The sequence below is a fragment of the Bacteroides sp. AM16-24 genome (assembly GCF_003471885.1).
Classification (GTDB): domain Bacteria; phylum Bacteroidota; class Bacteroidia; order Bacteroidales; family Bacteroidaceae; genus Bacteroides.
Genome location: NZ_QRKI01000003.1, coordinates 141,042 through 161,790 on the forward strand (window position 1 = coordinate 141,042; position 20,749 = coordinate 161,790).

11 protein-coding genes and 1 tRNA gene are annotated in these 20,749 nt (G+C 41.9%); 3 read left to right on the forward strand and 9 right to left on the reverse strand.

The genetic code is table 11. The features are described 5' to 3' along the window. Nucleotides 1-43 precede the first annotated feature (43 nt). On the reverse strand, nucleotides 44-1,786 hold the full coding sequence (locus tag DW182_RS05035) for a LuxR C-terminal-related transcriptional regulator (protein ID WP_118294984.1): 1,743 nt from the start codon (nucleotides 1,784-1,786) through the stop codon (nucleotides 44-46). Between the two features lie 144 nt (nucleotides 1,787-1,930). Here DW182_RS05035 and DW182_RS05040 point away from each other — a divergent pair, with 144 nt between their 5' ends. Then, entirely contained in the window at nucleotides 1,931-5,419 is a 3,489-nt protein-coding gene (locus tag DW182_RS05040; protein WP_118294870.1) for a hypothetical protein, read from the forward strand. Nucleotides 5,420-5,535: 116 nt separating this feature from the next. On the opposite strand, the gene DW182_RS05045 is transcribed toward DW182_RS05040, so the two are convergent. Further along, nucleotides 5,536-5,781 (reverse strand): hypothetical protein, encoded by a 246-nt coding sequence (locus DW182_RS05045; RefSeq protein WP_227073160.1) that lies wholly within the window; start codon nucleotides 5,779-5,781, stop codon nucleotides 5,536-5,538. Between the two features lie 50 nt (nucleotides 5,782-5,831). Here DW182_RS05045 and DW182_RS05050 point away from each other — a divergent pair, with 50 nt between their 5' ends. After that, entirely contained in the window at nucleotides 5,832-6,179 is a 348-nt protein-coding gene (locus DW182_RS05050) for a sensor histidine kinase KdpD (RefSeq protein ID WP_227073163.1), read from the forward strand. A 56-nt stretch (nucleotides 6,180-6,235) separates the two neighbouring features. Here the strand turns inward: DW182_RS05050 and DW182_RS05055 are convergent, their stop codons facing one another. The 4 genes from DW182_RS05055 to DW182_RS05070 all read right to left on the reverse strand — a co-directional run bounded on the left by DW182_RS05055 (nucleotide 6,236) and on the right by DW182_RS05070 (nucleotide 13,796). Then, entirely contained in the window at nucleotides 6,236-9,670 is a 3,435-nt protein-coding gene (locus tag DW182_RS05055) for a bifunctional proline dehydrogenase/L-glutamate gamma-semialdehyde dehydrogenase (RefSeq protein ID WP_199678549.1), read from the reverse strand. A 251-nt stretch (nucleotides 9,671-9,921) separates the two neighbouring features. Next, the gene (locus tag DW182_RS05060) at nucleotides 9,922-10,353 is read right to left on the reverse strand and encodes a hypothetical protein (RefSeq protein ID WP_115502169.1); all 432 of its coding nucleotides are present in this window, start codon (nucleotides 10,351-10,353) and stop codon (nucleotides 9,922-9,924) included. 566 nt (nucleotides 10,354-10,919) lie between these two features. Beyond that, entirely contained in the window at nucleotides 10,920-11,924 is a 1,005-nt protein-coding gene (locus DW182_RS05065) for a 2-oxoacid:ferredoxin oxidoreductase subunit beta (RefSeq protein WP_044532733.1), read from the reverse strand. Between the two features lie 24 nt (nucleotides 11,925-11,948). Continuing rightward, entirely contained in the window at nucleotides 11,949-13,796 is a 1,848-nt protein-coding gene (locus DW182_RS05070) for a 2-oxoacid:acceptor oxidoreductase subunit alpha (RefSeq protein WP_007661922.1), read from the reverse strand. A gap of 449 nt (nucleotides 13,797-14,245) precedes the next feature. Here DW182_RS05070 and DW182_RS05075 point away from each other — a divergent pair. Next, nucleotides 14,246-14,317, forward strand: a tRNA-Arg gene (locus DW182_RS05075). Between the two features lie 62 nt (nucleotides 14,318-14,379). On the opposite strand, the gene secDF is transcribed toward DW182_RS05075, so the two are convergent. The 3 genes from secDF to DW182_RS05090 form a co-directional block, all read right to left on the reverse strand. Further along, a complete protein-coding gene (gene secDF, locus DW182_RS05080; RefSeq protein ID WP_117691213.1) occupies nucleotides 14,380-17,379 on the reverse strand; it encodes a protein translocase subunit SecDF in 3,000 nt (999 codons plus the stop codon). Between the two features lie 149 nt (nucleotides 17,380-17,528). Then, the gene (locus DW182_RS05085) at nucleotides 17,529-19,613 is read right to left on the reverse strand and encodes a M3 family metallopeptidase (RefSeq protein ID WP_118216368.1); all 2,085 of its coding nucleotides are present in this window, start codon (nucleotides 19,611-19,613) and stop codon (nucleotides 17,529-17,531) included. A gap of 34 nt (nucleotides 19,614-19,647) precedes the next feature. Further along, on the reverse strand, nucleotides 19,648-20,748 hold the full coding sequence (locus DW182_RS05090; RefSeq protein ID WP_167507422.1) for an endonuclease/exonuclease/phosphatase family protein: 1,101 nt from the start codon (nucleotides 20,746-20,748) through the stop codon (nucleotides 19,648-19,650). Nucleotide 20,749 lies beyond the last annotated feature (1 nt).

Sequence of the window (20,749 nt, forward strand, 5' to 3'; positions counted from 1 at the left end):
AAATTGGTGGTAAGCAAGAATGAATAAAACAAAAAAATCGAAATTAGATATCCCGCAGATAGTTTTCCAGTGTAATATCTTGTCCGAGTTGCATCTTCTTACGGATTCTGTATCGGCCTGTATTTATTGTTTCCGGTAAAACGGAAAGCATCTGTGCAATTTGTTTTGTTTCCATACCGGTGCGTACATATGCACATAAACGTAGTTCATTTTCCGATAAATTGGGATGAATGGAGCATAATTTCTTAAAGAAATCGGGATGTACTTCTTCAAAATGATGTTTGAAAAACATCCATTCGTCTTCTGTATCCAAGTGTGATTTAATTTGTTGTTTTAGTGTTCTTCCTCCTAGCGTAGACAGTTCTTTACTACCTTCCAGTTCCTCTATTTGCTTTAGTAAACCTTTTAGCACCCGATTCTTTTCGATAGAGATCATGGAGTTTGAAGTCAATTCCCTGTTTTTTAGATCTAACTCCAGATGATATTTTTCATTTTGTAATTGTTGGCGTTGAAGGCGTTCGTTTAGTTCGCGGTTTTCTGCTTCTTTCAGTTGCTTGGCAATCTTTTCCTTCTTTCGTGACAACCAGAATATATAACCAATAATACAGCAAATCATTAAACCTATTAAGAAGCTGGCTATAGTTAATTTTTTATGGAGTTCGATACGCTCGGAAGCTTCATGCAATTCATTCTCATATTGTTCGATTGCCATTTTCATTTCATACTGATTGATTTCATTTGATTTGGCATATCCGGTTGTTTCTTCTTTATATTGCAAATATTGTTTTAGGTACTGATAAGCACTGTCAGGTAAGTTTTTCCTATCGTATATTTCCGCAAGACCATATAGAGTGTGAATGGCTGAAAAGGCATCCTTGTTGGCCTCGGCAGAATGGCGTGCTTTTTGAAAATAAAAAAGAGCAGAATCTTTCTCATTCTTATAAATGTATAATGCTCCCATATTAATGAGAGTATAAGTTTGTGATGTTTTACTTGTGATTTTTTGAGCGGTTTTATATGCTTCGCGCGCGTACTTTTCTTTATCAGGCAGAGTTTGCGAAACAAAATAGAGTGAGGTCAGCACATCGGTTCTGAAAGGAAGGTCTTCTTGCGCTATTCTCTCATCGAGTAAAGCAGTCAATATCTCTATGCCTTTTTGTGGGTGTCCAAGATGATATTGACTAATTCCTATATTGTGTCGATTCTTAATCTTATCATCAATGAATCCACCTTTCTTGAATATTTCGTCGGCTTGCAGATAATATTTATATCCTTCTTGGTATTCTCCGATTCTTCTCATAATCGAACCTATATTGACATATGTATAACCAAGACTATATAAATCATTTATGGATTTAAAGTAATTTTCTTGTCTCTTAAATGTGCGATAAGCTTGTGGGTATTTGTTATGTTTTGCCAAAAGCATTCCCTTAACGAAGAAAATACGGGCGTGATCATAAGTGTAATTAACGGAATCTACTTTTTCTAATGCTTCTTCTATAAGGGTTTCTGTTTCTTCTGTATTTGTTTCAAATTTCAGCCAGGCATCCCAATATAAGGCACGCGCTTGCAGGTCTCTATTGTTTTTTAGATTTGCTATCTGGTACATGCGTGTGACAAGTGGATAAAACTGCATTCGTTCATTATTCTTATAGTCCACCAGTTCGAGTTGCTTTCCTAAAGAGTCAAAAGAAGCATCGATAGGTTTCCATCGATATGAATTACTTCCTAAAACAGATTGTTGTAATAAGAATATACATAAATATATTAAAAATGCATTTTTCATGCTACAAAGATAACAAAAAAGGGTTTTGTACATCATTTGTCTATTCGGTTTTTTTCGATGAAATGGGGTCTTCTATTAATTTTGCCTATTATTGTTTAACGATCTCAAAGGAGTATTCTCTCTTTGGGAATAAAATGATTGCTTATGGGAAATATTACTTTTAAAATGTTTTTTCTGCTGACTGCATTGTTGGGTTACAACTTTGCTATGGCGCAGACGGGGGCTCCTCATACTCTAAGAGGAGAAAGTCAGGTTGCAAGTGTATCATTGAATTGGAAAAGTCCAGCCGAGGCTAAAACAATGCAATGGCATAATGATACACCTTATAACGGTGTGAGCGGAGTAAGCTTGAATGGGGAGATTCCTGTTCTTTATATTGCTAACCGTTTTGATAAGGATGATCTTAAAGAATATAAAGGTTCAGTAATTGATGCCATCTCATTTTGTAATTACAGTGCAGTGCTTGAGGTTAGCCTTTTACTGTATGAGAATGATAAAGTAGTACGTGAACAGAAGGTGAATCTTGAGAATCTGAAACTGAAAGAAATGCAGACTATCAAGTTGGACGAACCTTATACTGTGCGTGACGATGTAGAATTGACTGTAGCTGCTAAATTTGTTCATGGTACGAACCTTACTTTTGTTGGCATTATGGACCGCGTACCAGGTGTTACGGGCAAGGGTGACTTATATTCGTATGATGGAAAGAATTGGAAAAACGTGGTGAAAGGTAATTTCCTGGTATCTGCTCATATTGATATACCTGCTGCAGGAGAACCTGACGGATATAATGTATATCGTGGCGATACTAAAGTAAATACAGCTTTGCTGACGGAAAAAACTGCCTTGTTGAAAGACGAACCTAAGGGCACTTATGATTATTGTGTGTCGGCTGTTTATGGTGATAAGGAAGAAAAGTCATTCCCTTTGTCATTGACCAATATTCCTGTAGAGGATGCCCGCCCAATTGCAGTGGACGTAAGAGCTGCGGTTAATGGTTTGAATGCGACGTTGAGTTGGAAATCTCCGATTCTTGCTGATAAAACATTGACTTGGAGTAATGGGGAAAAAGGTAAGGCCATGGGAGGAACTTCCGGTACAGTGCGTAAAATATGGGCAGTAAATGCATTTTCCAGTGATGAATTGGCTTCTTATGCTGATCATAAAATTACAGCCATTAATGTTATGCTGAATTCCGCAGTAACGGAAATGCGTTTAGTGATTCTTGAGAATAGTAAAATTGTATATTCTCAGCAGGTATCAGCTGAAGAAATTGCAGCATTGGAAGTGCATAAATGGGCTAAAATGGCTTTAACAACTCCGTACGTTATTGATCCGAGTGCAGAATTGTCTTATGGTTATTATGTGGTTCATGCAGCAGATCTTTTCCCTGGGTTGTTGGATAGTGGACCGGCTATTTCCGGTGCATGCTTTATTTCAACTTCTACGGCAAAATCTGATTTTGATACTACAGTGCCCAGTTGGACTAATATTGAGGCAGCAGCTAATGCAAACTGGATGCTAAGTGCTGATGTGGAAGCTCAGAGTGAGATTAAGACTCCGGTAGTGAAAGACTATACCGTATATCGTGATGGCGTGGAAGTCAAATCCGGAATAACAGGTTTAACTTATACGGAGGAATTAGCTCCAGGTACATATACTTATACAGTTGTGGCAAATTATACAGATGGTCTTTCTTCAAAGGCTTCCGCTTCTGCTACAGCTACAGTTGAATTGCCGGCTGAATATGTACGTCCTACCTTTACCGAAACTGATTTCGATAAAGGAAAGTTATCTTTGAAATGGGATGTATATACGGATTTGCCTATGGAATTGAAACATTATGGTGAACCCAAATATAAATGGGGCATGACCAATGATGGAAAAGATGTGGATCTTTATGTCGGAGCACAATTTACCAAAGAAGAGTTGGCTCTTTATGCAGATTATGAGATAACAGGTGTTAATCTGTACTTAACGGATGATGTTAAAGAGCTGAAAGTTGTGCTGTGCTCTGCCAATAAGAAAATCTTAGCTTCTAAGACTGCTACTTCTATTAAAACAGGTGAAATGTTTAGTGTTGCATTCGATGAGCCGGTAGCTGTACCTGTAGGAAGTTCTATTTATGTGGGATACTTTGTTCTGTTTGCTGATGGAAAAGAACCTATTGCTGCTGATGCCGGTCCACGTGTGACTGGAGGTGATATGCTTAGTTTGGATGGAACAACTTGGGTTGCTTACAGCCGGATCGATGCAGAATTTAATAGTAACTTTGTAGTAGGAGCACAGGTACGTTTGAAAGGTTCACAAAAGGCTGCTACGACTACACTTAGAAAGACAGCACCTGTTAATAATCAAATGGTTCCGCTTGAAAGAATGTCAGGCAGATCATTCTCTGACTTGAAATCGGCAACAGCCTTTGGGGTAAATGGTGTTGTTGCGACTCGTGCAACTGATAATAAGCCTACTATAAAGAACTTCCGTGTTTATTGTAACGGTTCATTGGCTACTGAAACAGAAGATCCGGAGTATACTGCAACGTTGAACTACGGTAAGTATGAATATGCTGTATCCGCTGTTTATACAAATGGATGGGAATCCGCTCTTTCTGATACTTATACTGTTGAATACAAGCAACCTAATCTTGCACCTGCTCCTTACGGTTTGAGCGGTACATTGGAGAATAAGAATCTGACTTTGACATGGCAATCGCCTGAAGCTGCTAATGAAATGAACTATCAAGATAAGACATCCGGTAGTAAAGCAATTGGATTGACTAGGAGTAGCGGGGTATATGGATACTTTGTAATTGCTTATGATGCTGATGATTTGGTTGATCAGGTAGGTAAATATATAACTCACATTAAATATAGTTTGAGTGATGTTTATTTGCAGACTTCTGCCATAGCTGTCTTTTATGATCGTAATTTAGTTTATGAACAAGAAGTTGATGTGAAGACTCTGGTAGCAGGAGAAAATGTTGTTCGTTTGGATAAACCGGTAGTAATTCCGGCTGGTCATGAAGTTTGTGTAGGATATTATGTTAGCCACATTAATGGAGTGAAGCCCAATATGACAGATGAAGGACCGGCAGTGGATGGAAAAGGTAATCTGATTACTACCGATGGAACTACTTGGAGAACGTTGAAGTCTATGAATAAGGATTTGGATTACAACTGGCGAATTTCCGCAGTTCTGCAGGATGCCGATAAGCAAGCTGTTACTCGTGCAGAAGAACCTGCTACAACTTATAATCTTTACATTGACGGTACACTCTTGAAAGAAGGTATTCAAGCTACCAATTATACAGTTGAAAATGCAGCAGACGGCTCATATACAGTAACTGCGGTGGTTGGCGGTGTAGAAACGGCTGCATCTAATGCTGTTATTGTAGGTGTACCGACAAGTATTGATAAAGTAGAAGATGGCAGTGTGAAAGCATATTATGACAGCCAACTTCAGAAAGTAGTATTACCAGAGGTGGGAACTGCTTATATCTATTCTGTTAGTGGTACTCTGATAAAGCAAGTTATGAATGTTGAGTTTGTAGATATGTCGGACTTGCCGGCTGGAGTATATGTTGTACGAGGGGTACTTACCAGTGGAGAACAAATGATTAAAGTCCTTAAATAAGAATGTTAATAGATTGACAATGGAGGTTGAATAAGTCTTCCTCTCTAATGATTAAAAGTTCTCTCTACTCTTTGGGTATGAGGGAACTTTTTTTGTTATACGTTGGGAGAAGAATTTTAGTCATTCTTTCCGTAATTGCGCTTTATAATAGTGGCCTGAAAAGCTTTTTTATCGGCCAGTAGCAGATCTTCATCATCAAAGGCACGAAGGCTGTACCAAAAAAGAATATCTCCCGTACCACCCAGAACGCCAAATAATCCCAGAAAGAATATGTTGGCTTCTCTTGTACAGAATCCATGGATTGCAGGCATCACTCCCAATAAGATGCCCGGTAATAATAAGGATACCCGATAGAACTTCAATGGGATTGGACGGGTTGGGGTAAACCCTATGCTATGCTGATGAGGAGTATCTGAAAGAGGCTTTAAGTAACCTGATAGACAATGCGGTGAAATACTCTAAGGATACGATAGATATACAGATTACTTCCTGTCTTTCCGGACAGTATACTCAGATCAAGGTGCGGGATAATGGTATCGGTATTCCGCTTGCGGCTCAACGGATTGTATTTGATAAGTTTGAACGCGTAATTACCCGGAATGAGGATGCGAAGAAGAAAGTATCCGGCTTCGGCTTGGGGCTGAACTATGTGATGAATGTGGCTCGTGAACATGGAGGATACGTCAGTGTGGAGAGTGTGGAAGGAAAATATAGCGAATTTACGGTTTCTTTGCCATTGCCGGTGGAGAACGAGGAATGACGTGGCCTGACCTGTCCGCTTTTCGATAGGCAAGCCGGACCACGTTTTTTTAATTGTTATTCTACGGGAGGCACATCCAGAATGCTGCCATATCGATGGAATTCGAAGGAGATGCTTTGCTCTTTAATATAATGTATTAACTCTACACGTCCGTTTTTCACAGGTTTTGCCGTGGCAATGTATTTGTTTCTACGGGCTGCCTCTTCATACATTTCCATCGGAATATCAGCGCCACAAGTGCGGATACGTTCATAGCTCCTCATTGTTTTGAGGAATTCATCCAATGTTTCTTTCTTTAGTGTACAGCCGGTAGATGATAATGCAGTCGTGCGATCATCATTCGGGTCAAAGCTGATAGTCAGTGGTGTGTGGCAGAGCTTTGTGGCAAGTGCAATCATTTCCGCTTCTTCGTTACTATCTCCCGGGAAAAGGCGGAGTACCATATTCTTTAATGGCAGATAACGGAATGCATTCTGTTCGCCATATAACTTATTGATATCCCGTGCATGCGCAAATTCTTCTTCATAAGCATGAGGATAACTTTGCTTATAATCCGTATTACTTTCCGGTTTGTCGGTAATCTTCACAAGGCAGGCACAATAGTTCGGTCCGCCTGCTTTTACACCACCACCGAAAGCAGATAGTTTCATCCCACCGAAAGGTTGGCGGTTGACAATAGCACCTGTGATACCACGATTGATATAAAGATTACCTGCCAGAATGGAGTCCTTCCAGAGTTTTTGTTCGTTTTCATCCAGGCTTTGCAGACCGGAAGTCAAACCGTAGTCCAGGCTGTTCACCAACTCTATTCCCTGTTGAAGATTGTCAATACAAGCCACACTTAACATGGGACCGAACAATTCGGTACGGAATGAATAACTGCCCGGTTTTACTCCCCACTTCACGGTAGGGGCGAGGATGTATTGCTTCTCGTCAATAAACTTAGGTGGAACCAGCCAGGACTCGCCGGGTTCCAGTGTAAGGGCTTGCAATAACTTGTCGTTCCGGTTGGTAATCATGGGGCCTACTACGTTACCAGCTTCCCATACACTGCCTACTTTTATACTGGTGGCGGCATCCTTCAGCTTATCCTGGAAGTTCTTGTCTTCGTATACAGAGCGTTCTACAAGCAGTAGGGAACATGCTGAGCACTTTTGTCCGGCATTTCCGAAAGCAGAAGTAACGATATTCATGATGGCATGATCACGGTCGCCCGAGGCTGTGAGGATAATAGCATTTTTTCCACCGGTTTCGGCAGAAAGTGGGGTAGACGGGCTGGTACGTGCAATGCTTTGGGCTGTATCCGTACCTCCTGTCAGGATGATATGCTTGATAGCCGGAGCTGTGGTCAATTCTTTCAGTGCTTCACGGTCGGTTATAATGACTTGCAATGCTTCTTTGGGCACTCCTGCATCCCAGAAAGCCTTGGCAAATAGCCATGCTACGGGAGCAGCTACTGTTGCGGGTTTCAGTATCACGGTATTGCCACCGGCCAATCCGGCTACAATGCCGCCGATAGGAATGGCACATGGGAAGTTCCACGGCGAAATGACGAGGATTGTTCCTTTGGAGGTGATGTCCACATCATGCAGTGCGGCGAATTTTTTCATTGTTGTGGTATAGAAGCGGGCGTAGTCGATACCTTCGGATACCTCTACATCGCCTTCTACCACTGTTTTACCTGTTACAGCACACATGCTGCCTATCAGGTCTCCGCGCATATCACCCAGGCGATTGGCTGCTTCGAACATGATTCTATGACGTTCCTCTAAGGTAGTGTTCCGCCAGCTTGCGGGATCTTTCTCTGCAATGCCGATGATTTGCTTTATTTGTTCCGTATTGGCTTGCGACATTTCGCAAATACATACTTCATCATTCTGGCAGCGGTCCATGTACTTATGGCGTTTTTCACAGATGATGTCTTCGGTTCCTATTTGCAGAGGAATGATTTCCGGAGTATCGGCGGAAGACTTTTTCCATTTGGCAAAGATCTTTCGTACCCATTTCTGGTTTTGAGGCAGATCAAAATCCGTATCCGGTTCGTTTTTCATCACGTCGGATGGGGGGACGGGAGAATACGGTAAAAGCCTGTTCTGCGTGCGCGTAGGAATATGAGAAACGCTATCTTTCTTGTGATATGCTTCTTCAAACTGTTTTTGCAGGAAATTCCAGGTGTCAGTTCCCGGTTTCAGATTGAATGAATGAGTGAGGAAGTTATCCGGAGCTGTATTTTCGTCCATGCGGCGTACCAAATAAGAGATTGCATTCAGGAAGTGTTCATCTTTCACTACCGGTGCATATAGTATGATGTGATTACTCAGTTGCGACTGTGCACGCCATACATGGTCGGCCATACCTTCCAACATCTCAAATGTCATATACTCTGAACTGTTGTTTTTCTGGCTTAACAGGTAAGCGTAGGCTATTGTGAACAGGTTATGCGAAGCCACTCCGATGTGCAACGCTTTTGCATTTTCGGGCAGCAGGGCGCGTTCCAGAATATGCAGGTAGTTTGCATCTACTTCCGTTTTTGTGGAAAGTATGGGGTTGGGCCAGCCGCGCAAGGAAGAAATCACGGTTTCCATTTCCAGATTGCAACCTTTTACAAGGCGCATTTTGAGTGGTGCACCTCCCTCAGCCACGCGTGCCTTTGCAAATTCCAACAATTCCGTCTGGAAATCATAGGCATCGGGCAGATAAGCTTGTACAACGATACCGGCTGAATAGTCTCTGAATTCCGGTTTGCTTAGTACAGTTTTAAACAGGCGTAAAGTAAAGTGTGAATCTTTATATTCTTCCATATCCAGATTGACAAACTTCGCATGTTTCACTCCGTTTTCATCTGTATGCGGGAAGTCTATTGCTTTTTGGTAAAGAGCGGACATGCGTTTCACCAGTTCCGGGAAACTCTCTTCATAATTCAAAGCATGCGTCTGGGCATAGATGCCGGATATCTTTACGGAGATATAGTTAATATCCGGAGCTTCCAATGCTTCCAGGTAATGATAGTAACGGTGATCTGCTTCCCCATTGCCTAAAACGACTTCACCCAGTAGGTTCACATTTTGTCCAACCTTTTGCTGTGCACGTTCAGACAGGTGCCGGGTTAACTTGGGACGGGCTTCGTCAAGGATGACTTTAGACGTATCCATGCGTAAACGCTTCTTTATAATAGGTATGGCGATGAAGTCGAAATGATGTCCGAAGACCTGGTACATTTTAAAGAGGAAAGTATCCCGCTTGTTCAGGAATTCAGGTACTCCATAGCGGTCTATCAGAGTCTTAATGCGGGCGGCAAGTTTTTTGCGATCACGTATCTGCGAAGATTCATCCAGCATTTTCACCAGGAACTTCTTGTCCTGCGGGCGTTGCACCATGACGGCATACTTGTGCTGTTCTTTGCGCTCTTCGTTTGTGATGGTTTGCTCACACGTGTTGTGTAGCTTCAGTACCCATTCTTGTACTTCGGCTATGGTAGGTCTATTATCCATAATCTATTCATGTTTAGTAAATGACTGAAAATAAATATCACTCGCGAACTAAAAACATGAATAAAGGGTGGGACTGAACATTACGGCACGATACCGGTGCAAGGTCTGGAGAGCTTGCTGGGAAAACCGGTCAAAGATTAATCTTCTACCCATAGTACAGTGATGTTAAAGGTTAATGTATGCCTGATGCAAATATACACTAATTCTTTTATTATCAAAGAGAAAGGGCAGAAAAAACTTTGAAGGCGCAGCTATTCTAATACTCCTTCTGGAATTGCCGGAATGGTATTGAATGTCCCGATAATGGAATAGTCGGTATCATCCACTGTCATTGTTAAAAGTGGTTTTATGATAATGTCATTTCTTGTAGAGGCGTCTTTGGGGACAAGTTTTTTCCAATCTACATCCAGATAGCGTTGTATGAGGCCAAGTATAGCGTAACTCGTGATACCGTTTTCCATTTCAAACTTGAAATTATGCGGTGTGGGCGGAATTGTTGCATCTGTAAAGTTTCCTTTTGTATCGGCCGAATAGTTCAATGTGAGATAAGGTATGGCATCGGTAGAAGATGAAGCTTCCGTGACATGTTCTGTTTTTGACGAAAAGCTGTAGATACCTTTGGCAATGAGGTGATCCGAAACTTTGTGCTTTGAATCAGCGTAAGGGAAGAAATAGCACTCCAATCCGGAACGGTGTTGGAGTGTTGTTCTTTAATTTGTCGTCATCACAACTCGTGAAGTTGATTACGGATATTAACAGGAATATCCAGAATAAGTGTTTTGTTTTCATCTTGCTTTATTTCAGGGCAAATATAGGCTTTTAAAGTTTAAATCCCAAAATTGTATATGATATTTGGGATTATCTGTTGACGGAATTGATTCTTTGCGGAAAAGATGTGAATCAAAGGTTACTGATGACTTTCTTGTTAGTTTGTTGATAATCAGCTAATAGTATTTACCGAGTGCTTATCATAAGATGTAAAAGCGTTTACCGCCGTATGTAACGGCCTTTACCCCTTATTGTAACGGCCTTTACCTCGGCGTGTAACGGTCTTTACCTCGGCATGTAAATGGAGTTACCGTGTGGAGTGAACAAAGTTACCATTTGGGGTATCCCGCTATCACTTTATCACACTTTATTCATAACCCGTCTTCAACTATTGATTTGTATTATTTCTAAAAAGCCTCATTACCGTACTATATAATAGTAGCGGTAATGAGGCTTTTTAGAAAAGGAATAGTGTATTCGCTTACTTTACTTCCCAAATATCATTCGTCATCAACAGTTCCTTGAAGTTGTGATACTTCTTCTTTGCTGATACTTCTTCAATCTGTTCCATTACAGCATCGTCATAAGTCGGAGCTTCCACATCGCGGATTACACCGAGAGCAACCGGGAAGTCAGGACCTTCCATCAGAGCCAATTTCAGTTGCAATGTATTATCCATGCAGTGTGCATCATGAATGAGGATATCCTTTTCTGTGATACCGTTCTCGCCCAACTTTACAACTTTCAGTCCGAAACCTTCCTGCATCAATCCAAACTCTTTGTTCTCACCGAAAAGCATTGGCTTACCGTGTTCCAGGTAGATAGCATTCTTGGCACGTCCGTCTTTGTTGTATATAGAGTCGTAGGTTCCGTCATTGAAGATAACGCAGTGTTGCAAAATCTCACACACAGCGGCTCCTTTATGGTTAGCAGCAGCCTTCAGAACTTCTCCTGTGCCGGGACCATCTGTGGCTACACAGCGTGCAAAGAAACGTCCACGGGCACCGAAGCAGAGTTCAGCTGGGTGGAACGGATCTTCTACCGTACCATAAGGAGAGGATTTGCTGACGAAGCCACGGGGAGACGTCGGGGAATATTGTCCTTTTGTCAGACCGTAGATGCGGTTGTTCAGCAACAGAATGTTGATATCTATATTACGACGGATAGCATGGATAAAGTGGTTACCACCGATAGCCAGACCGTCACCATCACCTGAAACCTGCCAAACGCTCAGGTTAGGATTGGTTACTTTACATCCGGTAGAGATGGCGGCAGCACGTCCGTGGATAGTCTGCATCGCATACGTATTCATATAATAAGGCAGACGGCTGGAGCAACCGATACCCGAGATAACGGCAGTTTCCCAAGGCTTAACACCGATTTCTGCCAACGCTTTGTGCAGTGAATTCAAGAAGAAGTGGTCACCGCAACCCGGACACCAACGAGGTTGTCCTTTTTTGAAATCTTTAGCTGTATATTCGCTCATGTCTTTCGATACTTTACGGGGTTATTATTTATTTAAAATCTCGGTGAAGGCAGCCACTAATTCGCTTACTACGAACGGCTGTCCCTTGACTTCATTGAATTGATACGGAGTGAAATTATCCACCTTCATGCGGAGATAACCGGCAAATTGTCCCAGATTCTGTTCGGCAACTACCACTTTCTTGTATTTCTTCAATACTTCAGCCGTATTTTTAGGCAGAGGATTGATATAAGAGAAGTGAGCTAAGGCTACTTTTTGTCCGGCTTTGTTCATCTCTTCCATAGCAGAATACAAGTGTCCGTAAGTACCGCCAAAACCTACAATCAGCAGGTCTGCATCATCTGCACAGCCTTGTACTTCTACATCGGGTACAGCAATCTTTGCAACTTTTTCTGCACGCAGGTGGCACATTAGATTGTGGTTTTCAGGATCGGTAGAGATCGCACCAGTGTTGCTGTCTTTTTCCAGACCACCGAGGATATGAGTATAGCCTTCTTGTCCCGGAACGGCCCAGTAACGTACTTGGTTCTCAGGATTGCGTTTATAAGGAGTATAGTTATCCTTCATTTCAGGAGTAACATACTGAGGTTTGATTTCAGGATATGTATCCAGGTTCGGCAGCTTCCATGAACCGGAACCGTTGGCTACGAAACCGTCTGTTAACAGAACTACCGGAGTCATGTGTTCCAAAGCCATTTTACAAGCTGCATAGGCTGCATCGAAGCAGTTTGTCGGTGAGGTTGCAGCAATAACCGGCATTGGACTCTCACCGTTACGACCAAACAAAGCCTGTAACAAGTCCGTTTGTTCCGATTTAGTCGGCAAACCTGTGGAAGGACCACCGCGTTGTACGTCCAGAACAACCAAGGGAAGTTCTGTAATCACTGCAAGGTTCATAGCCTCTGATTTCAGGCAGACACCCGGACCGGAAGTGGTAGTTACAGCCAATGCACCAGCAAAAGAAGCACCGATAGCCGTAGCACAGCCGGAAATCTCATCTTCACATTGAACGGTAATGACACCTAAGGATTTATGTTTGGAGAGTTCATGTAATACGTCCGTAGCCGGAGTGATGGGATAAGAACCCAGGAATAACTTCAGACCTGCTTTTTCAGCAGCAGCAATGAAACCGTAGGCTGTAGCTTTGTTGCCCATGATATCCATATATATTCCGGGCGTCTTTATCTTACTTTCTATCTTATAAGTATGTGCTACGGAAGCGTGTGTATTGTGACCATAGTCGTAACCGGCGTGAATTACCTTGATGTTGGCTTCTGCTATTTCCGGCTTTTTTGCAAACTTCTCTCTAAGGAAATCTTCTGCAATCTTCAGGTCGCGATTGAACAACCAGCATACCAGGCCGAGAGCGAACATGTTGCGGCATTTCAGCATTGCTTTGTTGTCCATACCTGTTTCTGCCAGACAGTCTTTCACCATTTGAGAAATAGGAGCGGCAATAACATCTTGCTTGATACCCATTTCTTCGATAGGATTGTCAGTCTTGAAAGCGGCTTTCTGTAAATCGGAAGCCTGGAAACAGTCTGTGTCGATAATGATGCAAGCAGTAGACTTAGCAAACTTATACTGTGTTTTCAATGCGGCAGCGTTCATAGCTACCAATACATCGCATTTATCACCCGGGGTGAATACTTTGCTGGCGCCGATGTGTACCTGGAAACCTGATACGCCGGTCAGAGAGCCTTGCGGGGCGCGGATATCTGCGGGATAGTCGGGGAAAGTACTGATGTCATTTCCCACCGTAGCCGATACTGTTGAAAAGATGTTGCCGGCGAGCTGCATACCATCGCCGGAGTCTCCGGAAAAGCGGACTACCACTTGATCCAGTTCTTTTACCATCATGTCGTTTGCCATAATTTCGTATTACTATGATTAATTTATAGGATCACTTAAAATCTGTTCTCATGTTGGTTGGGGTACTTACAAAAAGTACTACGCTTTTTATAGGCACGTTTGCAAATGTCGGAAAGTTATGCGACTTGGCAAAATCTTTTTGAGTTAATCTGTGATTGTGTACTAAAAGAATTGAGAAATGAGTGTTTTTTGATATTTGGAGTGAGCAAAACTCTGACTATGTGTCTGACTTGAACGAATAAAAGTTGCATATTATCATTTGTTTTACTGATGCATGTGTTGACTAAATGTAAGTATAGGCGCTTAAATTAATGCTGTGTGAAGCTGTTTTGACTTTACACTTTGATAAAATCTTGTGTTGCTTGTATTTTCTTGACTTCTCGATAAAATCTTCGTTCGGCCTTGTGAAATCGGGAGAATGCCTTATCTTTGCAACCGCAAATGTTGCTGGTCCTGTAGTTCAACGGATAGAATAGAAGTTTCCTAAACTTTAGATAGGGGTTCGATTCCCCTCGGGACTACAAAATAAAAAGGGAAGTCGATTCGTTCGGCTTCCCTTTTTTATCGTTAACTTGTATAGTCCTTATTTAGCTACTTCAGCAGCCGGCTCAGCTATTTTTTTGTTCTTCAACATCATGTATGCGATAGGAGATGCAATGAACAAAGAAGACAATGTACCAATTACAACACCGAGGATCATTGCGAATGCGAAGCTGCGGATAGAGTCACCACCAAGGATGAAGATACACAGCAATACGATTAATGTACTCAATGAAGTATTGATAGTACGTGCCAGAGTAGTGTTCAATGAGTCATTGAACAACTGTTTCTTGTCGCGTTTTGGATACAGGCCGAAGAACTCACGTACACGGTCGAAGATTACCACCTTGTCATTGATAGAGTAACCGATAGCTGTCAGAATAGCACCGATGAATGTCTGGTCAATTTCCAGTGAGAATGGCATCCAGCCCCAGCAGAGAGAATAAGCACCCAAGATCATCAATGTATCACTTGTCAGTGCAGCTACAGAACCCACACTATATGCAATGTTACGGAAACGAATCAAGATGTACAGACCAATTGCAATCAAAGCAAGTACTACAGACCACATAGCCGAAGTCTTGATATCATCTGCAATACTCGGACCTACTTTCTGTGAGCTGACGATACTACCACCAGTATGGTTTTCACGATCGATAAATGTTTCCAGAGTAATGTTTTGCGTCAATACGGGCTTCAATGTCTCATAGAGATATGCTTCTATTTCAGAGTCAACATTGTTGCCGTCTTCTTCAATACGATAGTTTGTACTGATACGTACAGTTTTCTTATCTGTACCGATAGCGATTACACTGACGTTAGCGTCACCAAATTTACTGGAGATTAACTCGCGTACTTGTTCTGGTTCTACCGCATTCTCAAATTGTACCTTGAAGTTACGTCCACCTGTGAAGTCGATACTTTGGCTTAGACCGCGTACAAAGAGTGAACCGATACAGATTACAAGAATAACACCTGTAATTGTCAACCACTTCTTGTTGCCACCCATGAAGTCAAAATGTACATTCGCCATCAAATTCTTGGAGATCTTAGAAGAGAAGGTCAGGTTCAACCACTTATCTTTATTCATGAAGTACTCATAAACCAAACGTGTCATAAACACGGCGGTAAAGAATGAAATCAAGATACCGATAATCAAGGTCGTGGCGAAACCACGGATAGGACCTGTACCGAAGTTGAACAGGATAATACCTGTGATAATAGACGTTAAGTTAGAGTCGAAGATAGCAGAGAATGCGTTGGAGTAACCATCTGCGAGTGCTTTCTTCACACCCTTGCCAGCACGTAATTCTTCTTTGGTACGTTCGTAAATCAAAACGTTAGCATCCACAGCCATACCCAGTGCCAACACCATACCGGCAATACCGGACATTGTCAAGGCTGCCTGGAAGGATGAAAGGATACCTAATGTGAAGAACATGTTCAGGACTAGTGCACCGTTAGCAACCATACCTGGGATGAAACCGTACATAGTGCACATATAAACCATCAACAGAATCAATGCAACGATGAATGAGAATACACCAGCGTTGATAGAAGCTTGTCCCAAAGACGGACCTACGATATCTTCCTGAACGATACGTGCAGGAGCCGGCATCTTACCTGACTTCAATACGTTCGCTAAGTCTTTTGCTTGCTCAGGAGTGAAGTGTCCGGTAATTTGTGAGTTACCACCTGTAATTTCAGTATTTACATTCGGTGCAGAATATACATAACCATCCAATACGATAGCGATGCTCTTACCAATGTTTTGCTTAGTCAGCTGAGCCCAACGGCGTGAACCGTCTGTGTTCATAGACATGCTTACAGCCGGTTTACCAAATTGGTCATATTCATCTTTTGCACTAACAACAACGTCACCTTCCAATGGTGCACGTCCGTTACGTTCGGTTGAACGGATAGCATAAAGTTCGAAAGTCTGACCCTTCGGATCATATTCATAAGCAGAAACTCCCCATTTCAGACGGAGATCTTTCGGAAGTTCTGACTGGATTTCTTTCATAGAAAGATATCTGTTGATATCAGCTGTATCCTTGTAATTAGCATAAGCTACAACCGGGCCTTGTCCGCTGGAATTAACCTGCAGAACAGCCAGCAACGGATGTTCTTTCTTGATTTGTGCAAGATCGACAGATTGTGCTTTGTTTTCACCTTTCAATGCTGCAGCAAGACTATCGGCAGTGCTGGTAGCTTGTGCCACAACCGGAGCGGCAGTGCTGTCAACGGCTACACTGTCAGCCGATGCTTCATTAGCTAAAATGCTGCGCAGTTTGTTATCAGCAGCTTGCAGATAGGGTGCAACATCCTTTGCGTTGTATGTTTCCCAAAACTCCAGATTAGCAGAACCTTGTAGTAATTTTCTTACACGCTCTGGCTCTTTGATACCCGGAAGCTCCACCATGATACGTCCCATCTTGTCTTCCAGACTCTGGATGTTGGGCTGAACCACACCAAAACGGTCGATACGAGTACGGAGTACATTGTATGAGTTGTCAACTGCAGCTTTTACTTCCGAACGCAGTACTTTTTCTACTTCAGCGTCAGAAGTCTTTTGGTTTACTTTGTCTTTTAACTGTTGAGTAGCGAAAAGTTCGGAAAGACGTGCATCCGGAGCAATTCTGTGATACTCTCTAACAAACAGAGTAATGACGTCATCCTGGCTGCTAATAGCCTGTTTGGCGGCAGTTGCCAATGCTTGGTTGAATGCTTCGTCGGTTTTGTTGTCCGCCAATGCTTTGATGACATCGGGAACAGAAACTTCAAGGATAACGTTCATACCACCCTTTAAGTCCAAACCTAAACTGATTTCCATCTCACGACACTGTTTTAGTGTCCAATTGCCGAACCACACTTTCTCGTTTGATAGAGAATCCAGATAGTCCTGCTCTAACTTCAGATCGCCTTTTGCGTACTCTTTTGCCTTATTGTTATAATGGCGAGTCACAAAAGAGAAGGAAAGGTAGAACACACACACCAGTGTGAGCAAAATTGCAAAAACCTTTACAAATCCTTTGTTTTGCATGTTACTTTTAGTTTATTATGATTACTTTATTAATTGATTTCTATAGCGTACAAGGCTGCAAATATAGTTTTTTTTTCACATTCGGAAGTAAAAGGAACTCAAATATTTGCATCTGGCAATGATTTTGCTGCCTTGGTATAGCACTAATTTTACTTCATTCCACGATTTTTTAACATTGGTTCCAGTTGAGGCTCAGTACCCCGGAAATTTTTGTAAAGTGTCATCGGGTCTTCACTGTTACCTTTTTCAAGAACATTATACCGGAAAAGATCTGCCGTCTTTTTGTCGAAGATACCATGCTCTTTGAAGGCCTCGAAAGCATCGTTATCCAATACGTTTGCCCATAAATAGCTGTAGTAGCCTGCAGCATAACCACCGATGATATGATTAAAGTAGGTGGTACGATAACGCGGGGCTATTTCAGGGATAAGATTCAATTGATCCATGACTTCTTTCTCATATGCCAATACATCCAGATTCTTGGTGTCAGTCAAGTTGTGCAGATTCATATCCAGAATGGCAGCAGCCAGTAATTCTGTGGTCATGAAACCTTGATTGAAGGTTTTCTGGTTCAGAATCTTTTCGATAAGCCTGTCGGGAATGGTTTCTCCTGTCTGATAGTGTTTGGCATACATTTTCAGTACTTCCGGTTCAGTAGCCCAATGTTCATTTATCTGGGAGGGTAATTCAACAAAGTCACGTACGACATTTGTTCCGGAAATGCCTTTATAGTTGCATTTAGTCAATAATCCATGCAAGGCATGCCCAAATTCATGGAACAGAGTTTCTACTTCATCGATTGTCAATAGTGATGGAGTATCGCCTACAGGTTTGGTAAAACTGCATACGTTGCATACCAGCGGGCGAATATCACCTTTCTGTTCACGATAATTGCTCATCCATGCACCACCGCTCTTACCCGGACGCGGGAAATAGTCTACATAGAAGATACCCATATGAGAGCCATCTGCATCTTTTACTTCGAACACTTCCACATCAGGATGATATACAGGAATACCATCCAGCTTCGTTAATGTAATGCCATAGAGCTTGTTGGCAACTGCGAAAGCTCCTTCACGTACGTTTTCCAGTTTAAAGTAAGGCTTGATTTCATCTTCTTCAAGATTGTACTTCTCTTTGCGAAGCTTTTCAGTATAATACCACCAGTCCCATGCTTCCAGTTTTTCTCCTTTGCCTTCTTTATCCATGATTTTCTGCAAATCAGCAGCTTCGGCTTTTGCTTTCGGTAAGGAATAGCTCCACAGGTTATTCAGGAAATCCATTACAGTTGCGGAGTTCTTAGCCATTGTGTTATCCAGAACGAAGTTGGAATAACAGTCAAAACCCAGTAACTGTGCTTTTTCAAGGCGAAGACTTACAATATCCGTGATAATTTTCTTGTTATCGTTCTTATCATTGTTGTTACCGCGATTGATATAAGCCTTGTATATCTGCTCACGCAACGGACGATTTTCTGAGTACTGCAGGAACGGAAGTCGGCTGGCATTTCCTAAAGTGAATAGCCATTTTCCTTCCTGACCGTCTGCTTTTGCTTCTTCTGCTGCGCTTTGACGGAACCATTCGGGCAGCCCGGCAAGATCTTCTTCTTTGTCGATGTATAGTTTGAAAGCATTGTTCTCGTTCAGAATGTTATCGCTGAATGTAAGACCTAATGTGGATAACTGTTTGTTGATCTCACGCAGACGTGCCTGCTTTTCCGGGGAAAGGTTTGCACCGGAGCGAACAAAGTCTTTATAAGTCTCTTCCAACAGGCGTTCTTGTTCGGTAGTCAGTTTCAGAGACTCTTTTTGCTGGTATACGGCATTTACTTTTTTGAAGAGTTCTTGATTCAGTGAAATATTATCACTATGTTCTGATAATGTAGGGGCTATTTTAATGGACAGTTCATTCAGACCGGGGGTCTTTTCGGCATCCGTCATATTATAGAAAATAGCACTAACCCTGTCCAGTATCGGAGCGCTATTGTCGAGAGCAACGATTACATTTTCAAAAGTAGGTGCTTCAGAATTATTCACTATTGCATCGATATTCGCGTTTTGTTCCTCAATCCCTTTCAAAAAGGCGGGTTCGTAATGTTCCAATTTAATTTTATCGAAGGGCGGTACGCCATGTTCGGTTTGGAACTCAGACACAAACGGATTTGTTTCCGTTTGTGTGGTACAGGAGTACATCATACAACTTGTAGCTAAAATAAAAATACACTTCTTAAACATAGTTTTAAGTATTAGATATTAATCATTTTTTTCTTTATTCTTTTTTCTTCAGATAACACCAGATTGGATAATGGTCAGATTCTTTTATAGATCGGTCTACCGTACAATTATAAGATTTTAGATTTTTACTTGCCAGGATATTGTCAATCCTGAAGTAGAATTTGTTTTGATTGTAAGAGATACCCAGTCCGCGGCCTGATTGTGTGAAAGTGTCATTCAGTCCCTGGCCGATAACTCTGTGAGCGTAGGAGATGGGTGTATCGTTAAAGTCACCGCATACGATAATATAAGGGTGCTGTGACGATGCAATTTCTTGTGCGATGCTGTCGGCTTGCGAACCACGGATGGCAGAAGCTTCTGCCAGTTTGCGGATAAGCAGGCGGGCGCCGCTTTTTACCTTTTTCGTTTCGGGAGATTTGAGCATACTTTCATAGACAACTTTATCTTCTTTCGTTAGTTTATTAGATTCCAGATGGTTGTTGATAAGCATTACAGTATCTTCCCCTATTTTTAGCTCATAAACTGCAGAACCATTGTATTCGCTGGCATAATCTAATCTGCGGGACGAAAGTATGGGGTATTTGGAATAACAGGCTATCCGGTTAGTATGGCCTTTTTCGCTTCCTACAGTTTGAATTTTATGATAGGGATAATCTTTCAGAGCTTTCTCGACATCTTTCTGACTGAGATAATGAGAAGATTCAATGGTCTGGTACTCTTGTAGGCATAAGATGTCTGCTCCACTGTTCTTCAGATAATTTAAAATAGGGTTCTCTCCGTCTTTCTTAACGGCTCCATCGAATCCCATTATATTGTACGATAAAACTTTGAAGCTGTTCTCCGGTAACTTGTCCGTATGAAAATTAATAGGAAAATAAGTCCGTATCTGCGGATAGCATAGAAGTAGACTTATCAATGTGACTAATGCAAACTTATAGTTCTGGATAATCAGCCAAAAGATCAGAAAACAAATATTAGTCACCAGAAAGATAGGAAATGTCAGTCCGAAACAGGACTCCACGGGATGTGCAACCGGCTTAATATACGGGCTGTAAGCGGTAAGAAGCAACAAACCTATGAAGAAGATGTTGACCGCTAAAATCAGATAAGCGACGAATCTGCCAATATGCCTTATT